This is a genomic window from Herbaspirillum sp. YR522 (assembly GCF_000282575.1).
Taxonomy (GTDB): domain Bacteria; phylum Pseudomonadota; class Gammaproteobacteria; order Burkholderiales; family Burkholderiaceae_D; genus Herbaspirillum.
Genome location: NZ_AKJA01000138.1, coordinates 36548 through 53913, shown reverse-complemented (window position 1 = coordinate 53913; position 17366 = coordinate 36548). Strand labels below are relative to the sequence as shown.

Below are 17366 nucleotides of genomic sequence, written 5' to 3'. Positions count from 1 at the left end.
ACGCCGCCCGAAGTTCTTCGACCCGGCATCCAAAGAATTAACTCGCATCACGACGACAGGACATCGCAGATTAATGTCAGGCCCGAGATGAACGCCGGCCAGAAAACTTATAAATGACTCTTGTCATTTTTTTGGGTAGCGATAATCGCGGTACCGTTAAAAGCATGCCGATCCCGATGCGGCATCTTTTTTCGGACCACTCATGCCTGCTTGCCTACTGCCGCTGACACCGCTACGTTGCGTGGCCTTCTGTCTGCTGGTCGCCCTGTTCGAGTTACTCGCCTATACCGGCTCCGACCTGGTCATGCCGGCCATGCTCCAGGTGAGCGACGAGCTAGGGGCCGACCCGTTGCACGTACCGTTGACCCTGGCGCTATACCTGCTGGGCGGGGTGGCGCTGCAATGGCTGGTCGGCCCGATCTCGGATCGCATCGGACGGCGCCCGCCGATGCTGTTCGGATGCCTGATGTTCGCCACCACCAGTTTCATGCTTTCGCTGGCACAGGACATCGCGGTGTTCCAGGTCTTGCGCACGCTGCAGGGATGCAGCCTGGCATTTGTCATCGCAGTCGGTTACCCGGCATTGCAGGAAGCGTTCAACCAGGCCGGGGCGTTGCGCATCACGGCATTGCTGGCCAATATCGGTTTGCTCTCGCCGTTGCTGGCGCCGCTGGCGGGGGTCGCCTTGCTCGAGTTCATCGGCTGGCGTGCGCTATTCATGTCGCAGGCCGTCGTGGCCGCCGTAGTGACGCTGGGGCTGTTGCGTTACATGCCCGAGACCGTGGGTATCGAACGGACCGACGGTAGCACGGTGCCACGCCGCGCCCTGAGCCTGACGGCAATGATCTCCAGTTATCGATGCATCTTGCGCAACCGGCATTTTCTTGCCTGTTGCCTCGCCATCGGCCTGACCGCCACCCCATTGATCGGATGGATAGCGCTGTCGCCCCAATTGCTGATGCTTGCCCAGGGCATGGATGGATTCGGCTACGGCGTCATGCAGGTCCCGGTATTCGGCGCCCTGATCGTCGGCAACCTGGTGCTTGCGCGCGCCGCCGCCCGGCGTGACACCCTGGGCCTGCTGCGCATGGGCACCCCTGGCCTGGCCTTGGGCGCGCTGGTCATGCTGGCTGCCGCGTCGGTGCCTGCCGATCCGCTGCTGTGGCTGGTGTGCGGCATGTCGATCTATGCCTTCGGAGTGGGCATTGTCAATTCCACGTTGTACCGAATGGCGTTCGTCGCGGGCGATGCCGGCTTCGGCGCCAGTGCGGCAATGATGGGCACGATCACGGTGGCGCTGATGAGTGCAGGTGTGATGCTGGCCAATGTGGCCGACGCCGCCATGTCACCGCAACGTTTCGGGATCGTCATGGCGCTGGCGGTCGGCCTGGCACTGATCGGACTGCGCGCCGTGCACGCCACCGGCAGCGCCAGGTCAAGGGAGCCAGCATGAAACCGTTACCGCATGTCGCCGCCTTGTGCGCGCTGACCCAAGCCTATCTGCCGGAGCAGGAAAGCCAGCCCTGGTTCAATGCCGCGATGCATGAACTGACCCAATACCACCTGCTCCAGACACCGGGCTACGCATCGTGGGTGGCGGCCAGCGGTGTCGACGTGCAGGCATTGGGCGATGACTGGCATCGCCTGCCGCCGCTGTATGCCGCCTACTTCAAGCAGTACCTGCCGCGCAGCCGCGAAGTCCTGCAGACGACCGAGCTGCACTCTTCCGGCACCAGCGGCCAGAAAAGCCACATGCACTACGACACCGATGCACTGCAGGCATTGATGCACATGTCCAACCGGATTTTTGCGCATTACGGTTGGGATAGGCCGCAACAACGCTGCAATTACCTGCTGTTCGCGTATGAGGCCAATGCCGCCATGCAAGCCAGCGGCAGCGCCCGCACCGATGAGTTCCTGTGTACCTATGCCCCCGCCGCGCGCGTGGTGCATGCGTTGCGTTCCAACGGCCAGATGGGGCACGAGTTCGATATACACGGTGTCATCCGCGCACTGCACGAATTTGCCGAAGAAGGATTGCCGGTACGGATCTTCGGTTTCCCTGCTTTCCTGTGGTTCGTACTGGAGCGCATGCGTGTCGTTGGCGCGGCGCCATTGAAGCTGCATGCGGAATCGCTCGTGCTCACCGGCGGCGGTTGGAAAACGCATGCGGCGCTCGAAATCGACAAGCAGGTATTCCGACGCCGGATACAAGACCAGCTCGGCATCGCCGGCGAGCGTTGCCGCGATGGATATGGGGCTGTCGAACACGGCGTGCCCTACATCGAATGTGCGCAGCATCGCTTTCACGTTCCCAGCTACGCCCGCGCCGTGGTGCGCGACGTGGCCGATATGCGCCTGCTGGACTACGGTGAACCGGGACTGCTTCACCTGATGTCCCCCTATATCAGGTCGAGTCCGGCGCACAGCATGGTGCTGGGGGACCTTGCGGTGCTGCTGCCGCCTGGCCAGTGTACTTGCGCGATTCCCACCGCCAGCTTCCAGGTGCTGGGTCGCGCCGCACCGGGCAAGCATCGCAATTGCGCCATCGCGGCTTCGGAACTCATCAAATAGACCATGGACAAGCCAATGAAACCGGAGAATGCATTTGCCCTGTCAGGTGCCGCCCTCGCTGACGCCATCGATGATGCGGTGCGCCGCTTGCCGTCCACCCTGGCGCACCCCTTGCCGAATCGCCTGCTGCTCGATTGCGTGGCGCGCTTTGCACAGTGGCTCGAGCAGGGTGAGGCAGGGCAACTGCTGTCACCGGCGCAACGCGATGAATTGCTTTCCTATTGCAGCACCGACGTGCTGCAGTTGAAGCTGGAGCGCGAACTGGGCGATGACGCGCACCGGCTGCGGCGCATCGACTATCGCCAAGCGCAATTCGAAGCCTGGCGACCGCTGGGGTGCGTGCTGCACGTGATGCCATCGAATGCGCCGCTGCTGCCTTTCCTGGCCACGCTGGAGAGCCTGCTGGCAGGCAATGTCAATTGGGTGCGTCCCAGCAGCAGCGACCGGCTCAGCGCAGCGTTGCTGGATCGGTTTGCCGCCTGCGATCCCAGTGGCCTGCTGCGTGATTACATCGTGGTGTGGCCACTCGACAGCACCGATACGCTATCGTTGCTGCCCCATGTGGATGGCGTCTCGGCGTGGGGTGGCGACGCGGCACTGGACACGCTGCGCCGACAGCTGCGGCCGGGATGCCGCTGGATTCCATGGGGACACAAGATCAGCCTGGTCTATCTCACCCCCGCGGCAGTCGTCGCCGACGTGGACGATACGACCGCGTCGTCGGCGACATCGGCCATGCTGTTCGATGCCATCGTCGACGAAGTCTGCCGCTACGATCAGGGCGCATGCTCGAGCCCGCAACTGGTGTTGGTCGACAGCGATGATCCGACCTGGCTGCAGCGCTGCGGACAACGACTGGCGCAAGCCTTCGAACGGCGCTTGCCGCATTGGCCATCACCATCGACGGACCGGGGCCAGGCCGCCGAGATCACCCGTACCATCGAAGTATCGCGTATGCGTTGCGCGTTCGAGAATGTCCAGGGGCAGGTATGGGCCGGCGCAGGATGGCGTGTGATCTGGGAACATACCAGTGCGCTGGCCGCGTCGCCCTTGTCGCGCACCTTGCTGCTGCGCCCCATGCCGCGCGATCGGCTGTGCCAGGCATTGCTGGCATGGCGCGGCTACTTGCAGACCTGCGGGTTGGCCTGCGCGCCGTCGGAAGTGGCCTCGCTCAGCCAGTTGCTGTTGACGGCCGGGATCGGACGTATCACGCCCCCGGGGCAACTGCACCAGTCGTACGTCGGCGAGCCGCACGACAATGAACGTAGCCTCACACGCCTGGCCAGGCGCGTCAGCGTCAGCCTGCCGCAGGAGCTGGTCGAGCGCAGGGCCACGCTCGAGAGCGAAGCACCGTACCAATCGCCGGCGGCGATCGATACGCCGGTGCTGAGCAAGGAGCAATTCGGCAATGCCACCTTTAACGCCAGCGCGCGCCTGTTCTTCCGCAGCGGCGGCAGCACCGGCGTGCCGCAGCTGTCGGCATACAGCTACCGCGACTATCACCGGCAGATGCGGGCTGCAGCCGATGGCCTGTATGCGGCCGGTTTCGATCCGCATACCGATCGTGTCCTCAACCTGCTGTACGCCGGCAACCTCTACGGCGGGCTGTTGAGCAGTTTCGTGATGCTCGACAAGCTCGATGCGGTGCATTTCCCGATGGCCAGCCCGGGTAAGGACCAGGATCAAATGGTGGCCGAAGTCATCGCCGGCCAGCAGGTCAATACGCTGATCGGCTTGCCTTCGACGATCTATCAGCTGTATCGCCGGGCAGAGGCCCGGTTGCGCGACTACGGGGGCGTGCGCAAGGTATTCCTGGGCGGGGAGCACGTCACCGATGCCCAGCGGGATTTCCTGGCCAGCTTCGGCATCACGTCGATCCGCTCGGCGATCTATGGCTCCAACGACGCAGGTCCGCTGGGACATGCCTGCTCCCATGGCGACGACGGCGTATTCCATCTGCTCGATGATGTGCAGCAGCTGGAGATCGTGTGCCAGGACGATGATCGTCCGGTGGCCGCCGGCGCCGTCGGTCGCTTGTTGTTCACCTCGCTGGCCAGGCAGGCCCAGGACCTCGTGCGCTACGACATCGGTGACCTGGGGCGCTGGATGCCGGGCACCTGTGGCTGCGGCCTGTCCAGCAAGCGCTTCCAGCTGTTGGGACGGCATGGCCACTTGCTGCGCATGGCGAGCGAATTGGTCGATACCGGGAAGATGTTGCAGCGCCTGGCCATGCCGGCGCAATTCGAGCTCGATATCCACCAAGGGGTCGATCGCCTGACCGCCTACGTCGACGGCGATCCTGCGGTGGCGCGGGCGCGATTGTGCGAGGTGGAAACCCTGGCCGAGATCCTGGCCAATGGACTGGGATTGGTCGAGGTCCATTACCGCGACCAGGCGCAATTCGAAAGCCACGGGCACAGCGGCAAGGCGACCCTCGTTACCGACCGGCGCCTGAAACGCTAGGCACGCCACCATCGCACCGTCGACCCCATCATCCATCCGGAGCCGATCATGTACCCCATCCAATGTTCGAACGACCGCGACACCTTGCGGGAGATGCTTGCCCACGCTCGTCGCCATTCCCGCTACTACGCACGCACCCTCGCGCACCTTGCCGAAGATGTGTGCGAGCTGAGCAGCCTGCCGTTGCTCGACACGTCCAGCTTCTGGCACATCGAGGGCGATCCTGCCGACTGGCATGCGTTGACCGCGCCGCTCGACGACGCCTATGTCTTTCGCAGCGGCGGCAGTACCGGCCAGGGCAAGCTGTCGATCTGCTCGCGCCCCGAATGGCAGAGGATATGCGCCCGCTACGGGGCCGCCATCGGCACCCGCCTGGCGCCCGGAGACCGGGTCGCCAACCTGTTCTTCTCCGGCAACCTGTACGCCAGTCATCTCTTCATCCACGCCGCGCTGGCCTACGTGCCGTTTGCCATCAGTGAATATCCCTTTGCCGGGCACGCCGAGCTCGATACGCTGGCGCAGGGGTTGCGCCTGTACGCGGTCAATGTGCTGGCAGGGGTGCCGACGCATCTGCTGACGCTGGCCTCCTACCTGCAACGGCAGGGCATGACATTGCCGGCCGTGCGCGTCATCCTGTACGGCGGCGACAGCCTGTTTGCCGACAGCCTGCCGCTGTTGTCCCAGGTCTTTCCCAATGCCGCCTGCCATTCGATTGGTTATGCCAGTGTCGACCTGGGCGTGCTGGGTGCCAGTCATCCCGACTGCGGTCCCGGCGAGCATCGCTGCTTCGACGGCGAGACCCTGCTGGAGATCATCGATGAAGCCACGGGCTTGCCGATCGAGGCCACCGGGCGTGGCGGCTTGCTGGTCGCGACCAGTTTGAGCCGGCGCCTGACGCCGTTGATCCGCTGTCCCACCGGCGACCTGGCGGCTTGGTGCGAGCCACCGGGCGCGGCGCGCAAGTTCGTGCTGGCCGGACGCAGCACGTTGAGTCATCAGGTGCGAGTCGGCGGCTATGCCTTTCTCATCCCTGCCGTCATCGAGAAGTGCATTGCGCAGGCACTGGGGCATGGCGCGCCCTGGCAAATGCTGTTGTCACGCGCGGCCGGGGCCGATCATGTGGTCATCCGCATTGCCGCACCCGCCAGCGATACCGCGCACCACCTGCGCGCCGAACTCATCGGGCAGCACCCGGGTGTGGCCGCGCTGGTCCAGGCGCGGCAACTGGTGATCGACATCGCGTGGTGCAGTCCGGGCGACCTGGAGCTGGACCCACGCACGGGAAAACTGCGGCGTATCGTTGATCGGCGTGACCGCGGCGCCCAGCCGGGAGAGCACGCGTGAGCCAGGGGGAGAAGCTGGTGATCCGGCCGTTCGAGCCGGCAGATGCAGGCCAGATCAGCGATCTGTTCACGCACGTCTATGGTCAGCGCTATGTCTATCCCGAGGTGTACCTGCCCTCGCTCATCGGGCAGAGGAATGCCAGCGGGCACTGGCGTTCGATCGTGGCGGAGCAGCAGGACGTCATTGTCGGCCATGCCGCGCTGGTGATCGAATCGCCCCACGCGCGGTGCGCCGAACTGGCAATGATGGTGGTGACGCCGACGGCGATCGGCCGGGGCATCGGCATCCGTCTGGCGCGCGCGCTGTGCGGGCATGCCCGGCAGTGGGGCATGGAGATGGTCGTCGCCATGCTGGTCAGTTCACATTCGCAGACACAGCGCATGGCGGCACCGCTGGGATTCGTCACGACCGGATTGCTGATCGACTACCTGCCGTCGCCGTATGCCATCGGCACGCGGGAGACCTATGTCCTGACGTGCTTGCCGTTGCAGCCTCGGCCCCTGCCCGACATCGTCTGGCCGCGCGCGGCATGGCCATGGATAGAGGACATCGTGGCGCCGCTGGGCACTTGCCGGTCGATGCCGGGTCTGCCAGGTCCCGAGGGCCGCCCAGCGCTGGAAGTACGCAGTGACGGTGAGCTGGTGGTACTGACCATCAATGAGGTCAATGCCCGGGTCTTGGCCGAGATCGCCCGCTTGCCGCGGCATTGCTGCCGCGTGGCCAGGCTGCGGGTGTGCCACGCACTGGATGCCGCGAGCAGGTCGTTGTGGTCGGCCGGATATCGCCACTGCGGACTCATGCCCGCCGCCGATGGTGGCTGGTACTGGTTGATGCAGGCCGGATTCACGACCCGTTCGCTGCGCCTGCACTGTCACCATGCCAGCCGTATCTTCGCCGCCGCCCACGAGCACGGCCCGCATGCATGACGGCAATCGGCCATCCGATGCCCGCCATTTCGTCCTCAGAAGGAGCGTTGTACATCCGAACGGGGCGGTAACTGGTAGCTCCAGGTTTCGGTCAGGGTACGCTTGTCGCTGACCAGCGCCGCGCGCAGTTCGACTGCCTGCGCCACGTTCTTGACCTTCACCCGCAGTGCCAGGCGCCAGCCGCCGGTGGCCGGGTTTGGCTGCAACTGGCTGTCGACGATTTCACCGTTGTTGCTCACGCTGACGAGCGGGCGCACGGTTTCGCCAGCGGCCAGTTGCTGCAATACCGGCCCGGTGAAGTCGACCAGCAGGGCAGTGGAGCCGTCGAAGTGGCGGATCAGGTTGGCCTGGGTCAGTTCGCCATCGGTATGGAAGGTCTTGCGCACCCAGCCGACTTGCTTGTCGAGCAGCGATGCTTCGTCCATGGTCCAGTGCATGCGATAGTCGAACTGCAGCGGCACGCCCTTGGGCGGCAACTGCGCCGGCACCCAGTAGGCCACGATGTTGTCGTTGGTTTCGTCGGCGGTCGGAATCTCGACCAGTTGCACCGCCCCGCGTCCCCAATCGCCGCGCGGCTCGATCCAGGCGCTCGGGCGCAGGTCGTAGCGGTCCTTGAGGTCTTCGAAGTTGGCGAACTCGCGACCACGCTGCAGCAACCCGAAGCCCCTGGGATTGGTGACCTCGAAGGAACTGACCTCGACGTTCTGCGGATCGTTGAGCGGGCGCCATAGCCATTCGCCGTTGCCGGTATGGATCTGCAGGCCGTTCGAGTCATGGATCGCCGGGCGGAAATTGCGCTTCGACGATTGCTGGTTGGGGCCGAACAGGAACATGCTGGTCAAGGGGGCAATGCCCAGGCGGGCCACCTCGCCGCGCAGGAACACGCGCGCCTGCACGTCTAGCAGGGAATCCTGTCCCGGCGTCAGCACGAACTTGTAGGCACCGGTGGCGCGCGGCGAATCGAGCAGCGCATAGAAGGTCAGCTGCTTGTCGCCGGGCGCCGGACGCTGGATCCAGAATTCGGTGAAGTTGGGAAATTCCTCACCCGTCATGGTCGCCGTATCGATCGCCAGTCCGCGCCCCGACAAGCCATACACCTGGCCCCGTCCGATAACGCGGAAATAGCTCGCGCCGAGCACGCTCATGACCTCGTCCTCCTTGCCGGCGCTATTGACCGGATAGACCACGCGAAAACCGGCATAGCCCAGGCGCGAAGTCACATCCCGGTCGAACGACAGGTCACCGAAGTTGAAGCGGTCGGTGCTGTAGCCGATCTCCTGCACCCGTGCGTCCACCAGTTCATGCATCTGCACCGGCGCATTGAATTGCATGCCCTGGTGGTAGAAGGCCAGCTTGAAGGGCGTCTTCTGGTCGCGCCATTCGAACTTCTCGCTGCGCGGCTGGATCTTCATGTAGTCGGCAAACTGCATGCTGGAAAACACCGGCGGCAGGTTGCTCGCCGGTTTCCGGTAAGGCTGGCCAGCCAGCGCCTGGGCCTTGGCCGTGACCTGCTCCAGCGAAAAGGATTGTCCCTGGGCGGCATTGGCCAGCAGGGTCGCGGACAACATCAGTGCACCGCCCATCGGCAGGCGTCGCAATGCATTCAGAATCATCGAATCTCCGTCATCAAGGCCAGCCGCCAGGGCATGGCCGGAAATCAAGCAGGCGCGTCGTGCCATGACCGTGCCGACAAAACAGAATAATATAGCGAACCGTTGTTGCCGACGATGCGTCATAGAACAGCACCACCCATAAGCATCGATCGCGCCACCGCCCAACCCGCCATTGCGGGCCGCGCTCCCCTATGAGGGGCTGCCGTCGCCAAAGTTTTGCAACAGAGAGGATTTGAGTGCCAACCGACCTTACCAACAGGATGCCCGCGCCTGTGCGCGTTCCCCGCATTCGCCATGCCGCCATGCTGTGCGCACTGGCCTGCGCCGCCTTCGCCGCCGCCCCGCTTGCCCAGGCCCAGGCCAAGCCGGAGTTGCTGGGCAACAAGGCCGCCTTCATCGACGATCTGCTGGCACAGATGACGGTCGACGAAAAGATCGGCCAGTTGCGCCTGGTCAGCATCGGTCCCGACATGCCGGCCGGGAAGCTGGCCGATGAACTGGCCGCCGGCCGCGTGGGCGGCACGTTCAATTCGGTCACACGCGCCGACAACCGCCCGCTGCAGGATGGCGCCATGCGCTCGCGCCTGAAGATCCCGCTGTTCTTCGCCTACGATGTCATCCACGGGCATCGCACCACCTTTCCGATCGGCCTGGGACTGGCCTCGTCGTGGGACCTCAACGTGGTCGCCACGGCCATGCGCACGGCAGCCGAGGAAGCCGCTGCCGACGGCATCGACATGACCTTCGCGCCGATGGTCGATATCAGCCGTGACCCGCGCTGGGGCCGCACCTCGGAAGGCTTCGGCGAAGACCCTTACCTGGTCTCGCGCATCGCCGAGGTGTCGGTACGCGCCTTGCAGGGCGAACAGAGCCCGATTGCCGGCAACCGGGTGATGGCGGCGGTGAAGCATTTCGCGCTGTATGGCGCGGTCGAGGGCGGGCGCGACTACAACGTGGTCAACATGGATCCGCAGCGCATGTTCAATGACTACCTGCCACCCTACAAGGCGGCGGTCGACGCCGGCGCCGGCGCGGTGATGGTGGCGCTGAACTCGATCAACGGCACGCCTGCCACCTCCAACGTCTGGCTGTTGCAGGACCTGCTGCGCAAGCAATGGGGCTTCAAGGGGCTGACCGTGAGCGACCATGGCGCCATCACCGAACTGGTCAACCACGGCGTGGCACACGACGAGACCGAAGCGGCCCGGCTGGCGATCAAGGCCGGCACCGACATGAGCATGGCCGACCATGTATACCTGGGGCAATTGCCAGGCCTGCTCAAGCAAGGCCAGGTGCAGCCCGGCGAGCTCGATGGCGCAGTGCGCGAGATCCTGGGTGCCAAGTACGACATGGGACTGTTCCATGACCCCTATGTCCGTATCGGTCGCGCCGATGGCGATCCGGCCGAGGTCAATGCCGAGAGCCGCTTGCATCGGGCTGCGGCGCGCACGGTGGCGCAACAGTCGATGGTGCTGCTGGAGAACCGCAACGCCACGCTGCCGTTGAAGAAGTCGGGCACGGTGGCGCTGGTGGGACCGCTGGCCGATTCGCATATCGACATGCTGGGCAGCTGGTCCGGCAGCGGGGTGGCCAAGCAGACCGTGACCGTGCGCCAGGGTTTGCAGGCGGCGCTGGGGCAGGGCGCCAGGCTGCTGTATGCGCGCGGCGCCAACATCACCGAGGACAAGCACATCGTCGACTACCTCAATTTCCTGAACTGGGATGATCCCGAGGTAGTGCAGGACAAGCGCTCGCCGCAGGCGATGATCGACGAGGCGGTTCGCGCCGCGCGTCGCGCCGATGTGGTGGTGGCGGCCGTGGGCGAGTCGCGCGGCATGTCGCACGAATCGTCGAGCCGCACCCAGCTGAGCTTGCCCGAGAACCAGATGGCCCTGCTCAAGGCACTCAAGGCTACCGGCAAGCCATTGGTACTGGTGCTGATGAACGGACGCCCGCTGGACCTCAACTGGGCGCGCGAGAATGCATCGGCCATCCTCGAGACCTGGTACACCGGCATCGAGGGTGGGCATGCGATTGCCGACATCCTGCTGGGCGAGGTCAATCCATCGGGCAAGCTGCCGATCACCTTCCCGCGCTCGGTGGGGCAGATCCCCAGCTACTACAACCATTCGCGCCTGGGACGCCCGTTCACCGAAGGCAAGCCCGGCAACTACACCTCACAGTACTTCGAGGAACCCAACGGCCCCTTGTACCCGTTCGGCTATGGCCTGAGCTACACCGAGTTCAGCGTCTCCGGCGTAGAGGTGTCGCAACCGACGATGAAAGCCGATGGCCGCATCGACGCCAGTGTCACGGTCAAGAACATCGGTCGTCGGGCCGGTGCCACGGTGGTGCAACTCTATATTCGCGATGTCGCCGCCTCGGTGGTGCGACCGGTCAAGGAACTGAAGGATTTCCGCAAGCTCAGCTTGCAGCCGGGCGAAGAAAAGCGCGTGAGCTTCACCATCGATGCCAAGGCCTTGCAGTTCTATAACACCAGGCTCGAACACGTTGCCGAGCCCGGCGAATTCCAGGTGCAGGTGGGGCTGGACTCGAAGGATGTGAAAACGGCCACCTTCACGCTGCTCGATTGAGCGGCGGTGGATAAAAGAAAGGCGCACCGAGGTGCGCCTTTCTCGTTTGCGCCAGGGGGTTCAATCTTCCTCGCCCAGGAAACCACCGCTCTGGTGCGACCACAGTCGGGCATACAGGCCATTGGCGGCCAGCAGTTCGCTGTGCGTTCCCTGCTCGACGATACGCCCCTGGTCCAGCACGACGAGCCGATCCATGGCGGCGATGGTCGACAGGCGGTGCGCGATGGCGACCACGGTCTTGCCTTCCATCAGCTTGTACAGGCTGGTCTGGATCGCGGCCTCTACCTCGGAATCGAGTGCGCTGGTGGCTTCGTCGAGCAGCAGGATGGGCGCGTCCTTCAACATCACGCGTGCGATCGCGATGCGCTGGCGCTGTCCCCCCGACAACTTGACCCCGCGCTCGCCGACATGGGCTTCATACCCCTTTCTCTGCTTGGCGTCGCTCAGCGTGCCGATGAAGTCGTGCGCCTCGGCGCGGCGGGCGGCGTGGATCATGTCGTCGTCGCCGGCGTCGGGACGGCCGTAGAGGATGTTGTCGCGCACCGAGCGGTGCAGCAGCGAGGTGTCCTGGGTGACCATGCCGATCTGCGCACGCAGGCTGTCCTGGGTGACGTGGGCGATATCCTGGCCATCGATGGTGATACGCCCGCCTTCGATATCGTAGAAGCGCAGCAACAGGTTGACGATGGTCGACTTGCCCGCGCCCGAGCGGCCCACCAGGCCGATCTTCTCGCCGGCACGGATGGTCAGGTCGAGCCGGTCCACTACCGGCCGCGGTGCGCTGCCGCCGTAGCTGAAGCTGACCTGCTCGAAGCGCAGTTCACCCTGGGTGACCTGCAGTGGCCGGGCATCGACGGCATCCTTGACGTCATGCGCGCGGGCCAGCGTATTGATGCCATCCTGGACCGTGCCCACGTGCTCGAACAGGGCCGACATCTCCCACATGACCCAGTGGGCGATGCCGTTCAGGCGCAGCGCCATGGCCGTGGCGGCGGCCACCGCGCCGATGCCGACCTTGCCTTCGGTCCACAGGTAGAGCGCCATGCCGGTGGTGCCCACGATGAGCACCATGTTGAGGATGTGGTTGACCACCTCGAAACCCGATACCAGGCGCATCTGCTGGTTGACCGTGAACAGGAACTCGCGCATGGCGCTGCGGGCGTAGCTGGCTTCGCGCCCGGCATGCGAGAACAGCTTGACGGTAGCGATATTGGTGTAGGCGTCGGTGATGCGACCGGTCATCAGCGAACGTGCATCGGCTTGCTGGCGCGCCACCGTGGACAGGCGCGGCACGAAATAGCGCATGGCCACCGCAAAGGCTGCCAGCCAGACGAAGAAGGGCATCAGCAACAGGAAATCGAAGGTGCCGACGATGCCGATGAGGGTGACGAAATAGATCGTGATGAACACCAGGATATCGCCGGTGATCATGCAGAAGTCACGCACTGCCAGCGAGGTCTGCATGACCTTGGTGGCCACCCGGCCGGCGAATTCGTTCTGGTAGAAACTCATGCTCTGGTTGAGCATCAGGCGGTGGAAGTTCCAGCGCAGCAGCATCGGGAAGTTGCCCGCCAGCGTCTGGTGCTTGAACAGTGTCTGCAACGCGATCAGCATGGGGCTGGCGGCCAGCACCAGTCCCAGCCACAGCAGGGTGTGGCCTTGCTGGGTCCACAGCTGGGCCGGCTCGATCTTGGACAGCCAGTCGACGATGCGCCCGAGCATGGCAAACAGCAGTGCTTCGAATACGCCGATGATGGCAGTGGCCAAGGTCATGGCGCCGATATAGCCACGTACCCCGCGGGTACAGAACCAGATGAACCGCATGAAGCCCCGCGGCGGTGGCGTGGGGTGGGCTTCGGGATAGGGGTGAACCAGTTTTTCGAACCAGGCGAACATGCAATCTCCACAAATGCCGAGCCTGCTGCTGGGGCAGTCGCCGCAATATCGGGGTGCGTCGGGCACATGGGCGGGCAGGCGGGCGATCAGTCGTTCATCGTCGCGCGTCGCGGCAGCGATGCGGGAGCTTCGCGTCCAACGCAGGTGCGCAGCAATAGCTGCGACCGCTCCCGATAGGCGACGATGTTGTTCCGTGAGTGCCGGGCGCCATTGGTCAGGCGGCCCGGCAGCGAGCGAGCATCATCTCATATCGGGGGAGGTAGCGCGAACGGCCCGGCCTGAAAACACTTGTCGGGCAGGCCGAACGGTGGCGCCAAGGTTCAATGCGCGGCGAGGGGTGCGCGCACGTGGCTGGCAAAGGCCGAGGGCGTCAATGGACGGGCCAGGTAATACCCCTGCGCTTCGTCCACCCCCCAGTCGCGGATCATCTGCAGCGTCTGCGCAGTCTCGACGCCTTCGGCGACGATGCGGTAGTCCAGTTCCTTGGCCAGCGCGATCAGGGACTGCACGATGCGCCGGTCGCGCGCGTTGTGATCGAGGTTGCGGATGAGCGACTGGTCGATCTTGACCACCGACGCCGGCACCTGCTGCAGATAGGCGAAGTTGCTGTAGCCGGTACCGAAATCATCCAGTGCCAGCCCCATGCCCAGTTCGCGGATCCGGTGCAATACCTCGAGCACCGCCGCGCTCTGCATCCACAGTCCCTCGGTACATTCGATCTCGACCATGGCGGGAGCAATACCGGCCAGGCGACAGGCGGTCTCCAGGCGCTCGACGATATCGGGCTCTTCGAAATTGGGCGGCGCCAGGTTGATCGCCAGTTTCATGTGCATGCCATCGCCGCGCCAGGCCGCCATCTGTTTCAAGGCGGCGGCAATGACCCAGTCCGAGACCGGGCGTATCAACGCGGTACGTTCGACCAGCGGCACGAATTCGGCCGGCGCGATAGCGCCCAGTTCCGGATGGCTCCAACGCAGCAGCGCCTCGGCGCCATGGTAGACGCCGAGCCGCAGATCGAGCTTGGGCTGGTAGGCCAGCTGGAACTGGCCGTCGGTGGCCATGGCCTCGGGGATATCATTCAACAGCCGGAAACTGCGCTGGTGGCGCTGGTCGGCCTCGGCGTCGTAGACCGTCCAGCGGCGCTGGTGGGTGAACGCCTCGTGCAATGCGGCCACCGCCTTGCGGGGTGCGTCGAGCAGGCTTTCGCGTTGCGTCGTCAGCGTTACGATGCCGCCATAGCTGGGCAGGTTCAGGGGCAGCGACATGCTCACGACCGGCTGCTCGAGCGCCGGCGTGGCCGCGCGCAGGGTGTCGGCAAAATCATGCGCGTGCCGGGGCGAGGACAGCAGCGCGAAACGCGCATCGGTGACATGGTAGACATCGGCCCGGCCCGCCACCAGCTGCTGCAACCGGGCACCCACATTGCGCACCAGCTCGTCGTACACGCGTGCGCCCAGTACGCTGGCGATCTCGAACCCGGTATTGGCGTCGGGCATGTCGATATAGGCCAGCACACGTTCTGGCGGGGATCCGGTCGCGGTGTCATCGGGATCGCGCGCCAGCGCCTCGAGATCTTCGCGCAACTGGAACTTGTTGGGCATGCCGGTCAGCGGATCGACCCGGCCCACGGCGCGGCGCAACAGCATGTGCGACATCGCCAGCGCTGCCAGTTGCTGCAACTGGCGACGCTGGTCCGGTGCAAAATCGCGTGCCACGGTATCGGTCACGCACAGCGCGCCGATGGCATGACCATCCGGCGTCAACAGCGGGGCGCCGGCATAGAAGCGGATATGCGGCGCACCGCTCACCATCGGGTTATCGGCCAGGCGTGCGTCGGCCAGCGTGTCCTGCACCACCATCACGCTGCGCTGGGCAATGGTGTAATGACAGAAGGATTGCTGGCGCGAGGGGGCGCACATCTGGGCGCCACTGTAAGACTTGACCCATTGTCGATCGGCGTCGATCAGCGAGACATAGGCGCCCGATACCTTGAACAGGCTCTGGCACAGGCGCGTGATGTTATCGAGATCCTCCGAGGCCCCGGTATCGAGCAGATGCAGCGAATGCAGCGCTGCCAGGCGCTGCAGTTCCTGTTGCACCCCGGCATCCGGATCAGCCATACGCGCGCTCCAGTGCCGGGGCAGGGTTGATGCGGCCGCCATCGACGCTGCGCCGCGGCAGCACGGTACCAACGTCCAGGGCCGGCGCTGGCGCCTCGAGCTGGAACACACCGACTGCATGGGTCAGGTTCAATGCCTGGTCCTGCAGCGTGGCCACGGCCGAACTGGCCTGTTCCACCAGCGCGGCGTTGTGTTGGGTCACCTGGTCCATCAGGGCGATGGCCTTGTGCACTTCCTCGATACCCAGGCTCTGTTCATGGCTGGCCGACGAGATCTCGCCCATGACATCGGTCACATGCTGCACGCTGGTGACGATCTGTTCCATGGTACGGCCGGCGTTTTCCACCAGGCGGGTGCCGGTCTCGACGTTGTCGACCGAGTTGTCGATCAACTGCTTGACCTCCTTGGCGGCGGCCGAACTGCGTTGTGCCAGGCTGCGCACCTCGGTGGCGACCACCGCAAAGCCACGGCCCTGTTCGCCGGCGCGCGCCGCTTCAACCGCGGCGTTGAGCGCCAGGATATTGGTCTGGAAGGCAATGCCGTCGATGACGCTGATGATGTCGACGATCTTGCGCGACGAATCATTGATGGAGGCCATCGTGTCCACGACCTCGCTGACGATGGCGCCACCCTGCTTGGCGATCTCGGAAGCGTTGCGGGCCAGTTCGTTGGCCTGCCTGGCGTTGGCGTCGTTCTGCTTCACGGTCGAGGTCAGTTGTTCCATGGCCGAGGCGGTCTCTTCCAGCGAGGCGGCCTGGTCTTCGGTGCGCGCCGACAGGTCGCTGTTGCCGGCGGCGATCTGGGCGCTGATGGTGGCTACGTCGGTGGCGGCATCGCGTACTTCCGTGACGGTGGCGCGCAGGTTGCCGCTCATCTCCGACAGGGCGGCCATGATGCTCTGCCGATGGCCGCCACCGTGACGGCGCAGCGCCACTTCGTGGTACAGCTCGCCGCGGTCCACCGCCAGAGCCAGTTGCTTGACTTCATCGGGTTCGGCGCCCAGGGCGCTGCGGATCGAACGGGTGATCAACATCGCCAGCACCGCGCCTGCCACCAGCGAGGCCGCCAGCAAGCCCAGCATGAATGCCTGGAAGCCCCGCGCGGTCGAGCGTGCCTTGGCCGATTCGGCCTGGCTCATGCGCTCCTGCAGGTCGATGAACTTGTTGATCGCGGCCAGCCATTCGGCAAAGGCGGGCTTGGCCTGTTGCAGCATCAGCTGGCGTGCCGCCTCGATGTTGCCGGCTTGGCGTGCGGCGATGATGCTGGCCGCCAGCGGCATGGCGCGTGCCTCGACGGCCTTGATCCGATCGAGCTCGGTGCGTTCGTCGGGGCGCACCTGGCGGCCCTGCTCGCCGGCGAAGATGGCGTCGAGCGGCTTGGCCGATTGCTGGTAGTCGCGGTCCAGCCTGGCGATGGTCGCCAGCACCTCGCCCACTTCCTTGTCGTCGACCAGGGTCAGGTCGCGCAGGGCGATGGCGCGGTCATGCACGCTGCCGCGAAAGTTGATGGCATAGCGCTGCTTGACGTTGTTGTCCTCGCTCACCGTCGTCAGGCTGCCTTCGATGGCGTTGACCTTGACGATGCTGACCACCGTCAGCACCAGCATCATCGCCAGTACCAATGCAAAGCTCAATGCTAGTCGGGCCGCCACGCTCAGCGTGGTGCTCTTGTTGTTGTTCATGTTCTGCTCCCCAGAAGGTTGTGTGCGGATTATTGCCGCCCCGGTGCGGGCCGCCAACTATACGGAGGTATTACCCGCCGCCGTGGCGCCCGTCGCCAGGCGCGTCATCACTGATGAGCTGTGACCGACCGCAGATGGAAGCGCGCCGCGCAGAC

10 protein-coding genes are annotated in these 17366 nt (G+C 64.8%); 6 read left to right on the top strand and 4 right to left on the bottom strand.

Annotated elements, in window-relative coordinates:
- The first annotated feature begins 202 nt into the window (after positions 1-202).
- The 5 genes from PMI40_RS19950 to PMI40_RS19930 are packed head-to-tail and all read left to right on the top strand — an operon-like array spanning position 203 to position 7307.
- Positions 203-1453, top strand: a complete 1251-nt coding sequence (locus PMI40_RS19950) for an MFS transporter (protein WP_008119089.1) — start codon at positions 203-205, stop codon at positions 1451-1453.
- The gene (locus PMI40_RS19945) at positions 1450-2574 is read left to right on the top strand and encodes an acyl-protein synthase (RefSeq protein ID WP_008119087.1); all 1125 of its coding nucleotides are present in this window, start codon (positions 1450-1452) and stop codon (positions 2572-2574) included. The genes PMI40_RS19950 and PMI40_RS19945 overlap by 4 nt, the downstream gene beginning before the upstream one ends.
- Before the next feature lie 15 nt (positions 2575-2589).
- Positions 2590-5037 (top strand): acyl-CoA reductase, encoded by a 2448-nt coding sequence (locus PMI40_RS19940; protein ID WP_008119085.1) that lies wholly within the window; start codon positions 2590-2592, stop codon positions 5035-5037.
- Positions 5038-5085: 48 nt separating this feature from the next.
- Positions 5086-6381 carry a phenylacetate--CoA ligase family protein gene (locus tag PMI40_RS19935; protein ID WP_008119083.1) on the top strand — a complete coding sequence of 432 codons (1296 nt, stop codon included), beginning with the start codon at positions 5086-5088 and terminating at the stop codon, positions 6379-6381.
- Entirely contained in the window at positions 6378-7307 is a 930-nt protein-coding gene (locus tag PMI40_RS19930; RefSeq protein WP_008119081.1) for a GNAT family N-acetyltransferase, read from the top strand. Before PMI40_RS19935 ends, PMI40_RS19930 begins: the two co-directional genes overlap by 4 nt.
- Before the next feature lie 35 nt (positions 7308-7342).
- On the opposite strand, the gene PMI40_RS19925 is transcribed toward PMI40_RS19930, so the two are convergent.
- Positions 7343-8920 carry a glucan biosynthesis protein G gene (locus PMI40_RS19925; protein ID WP_008119079.1) on the bottom strand — a complete coding sequence of 526 codons (1578 nt, stop codon included), beginning with the start codon at positions 8918-8920 and terminating at the stop codon, positions 7343-7345.
- Between the two features lie 302 nt (positions 8921-9222).
- Between PMI40_RS19925 and bglX the strand changes: the two genes are divergently transcribed.
- Complete coding sequence (bglX, locus tag PMI40_RS19920; RefSeq protein ID WP_008119077.1) at positions 9223-11514, top strand: beta-glucosidase BglX; 2292 nt, start codon at positions 9223-9225, stop codon at positions 11512-11514.
- Between the two features lie 60 nt (positions 11515-11574).
- Here bglX and PMI40_RS19915 read toward each other — a convergent pair whose 3' ends face one another.
- The 3 genes from PMI40_RS19915 to PMI40_RS19905 form a co-directional block, all read right to left on the bottom strand.
- On the bottom strand, positions 11575-13410 hold the full coding sequence (locus PMI40_RS19915) for an ABC transporter ATP-binding protein (protein ID WP_008119075.1): 1836 nt from the start codon (positions 13408-13410) through the stop codon (positions 11575-11577).
- 320 nt (positions 13411-13730) lie between these two features.
- Positions 13731-15530 carry a GGDEF and EAL domain-containing protein gene (locus PMI40_RS19910; RefSeq protein ID WP_008119073.1) on the bottom strand — a complete coding sequence of 600 codons (1800 nt, stop codon included), beginning with the start codon at positions 15528-15530 and terminating at the stop codon, positions 13731-13733.
- Positions 15523-17211 carry a methyl-accepting chemotaxis protein gene (locus PMI40_RS19905; protein ID WP_008119071.1) on the bottom strand — a complete coding sequence of 563 codons (1689 nt, stop codon included), beginning with the start codon at positions 17209-17211 and terminating at the stop codon, positions 15523-15525. The genes PMI40_RS19910 and PMI40_RS19905 overlap by 8 nt, the downstream gene beginning before the upstream one ends.
- Between the last annotated feature and the right edge of the window lie 155 nt (positions 17212-17366).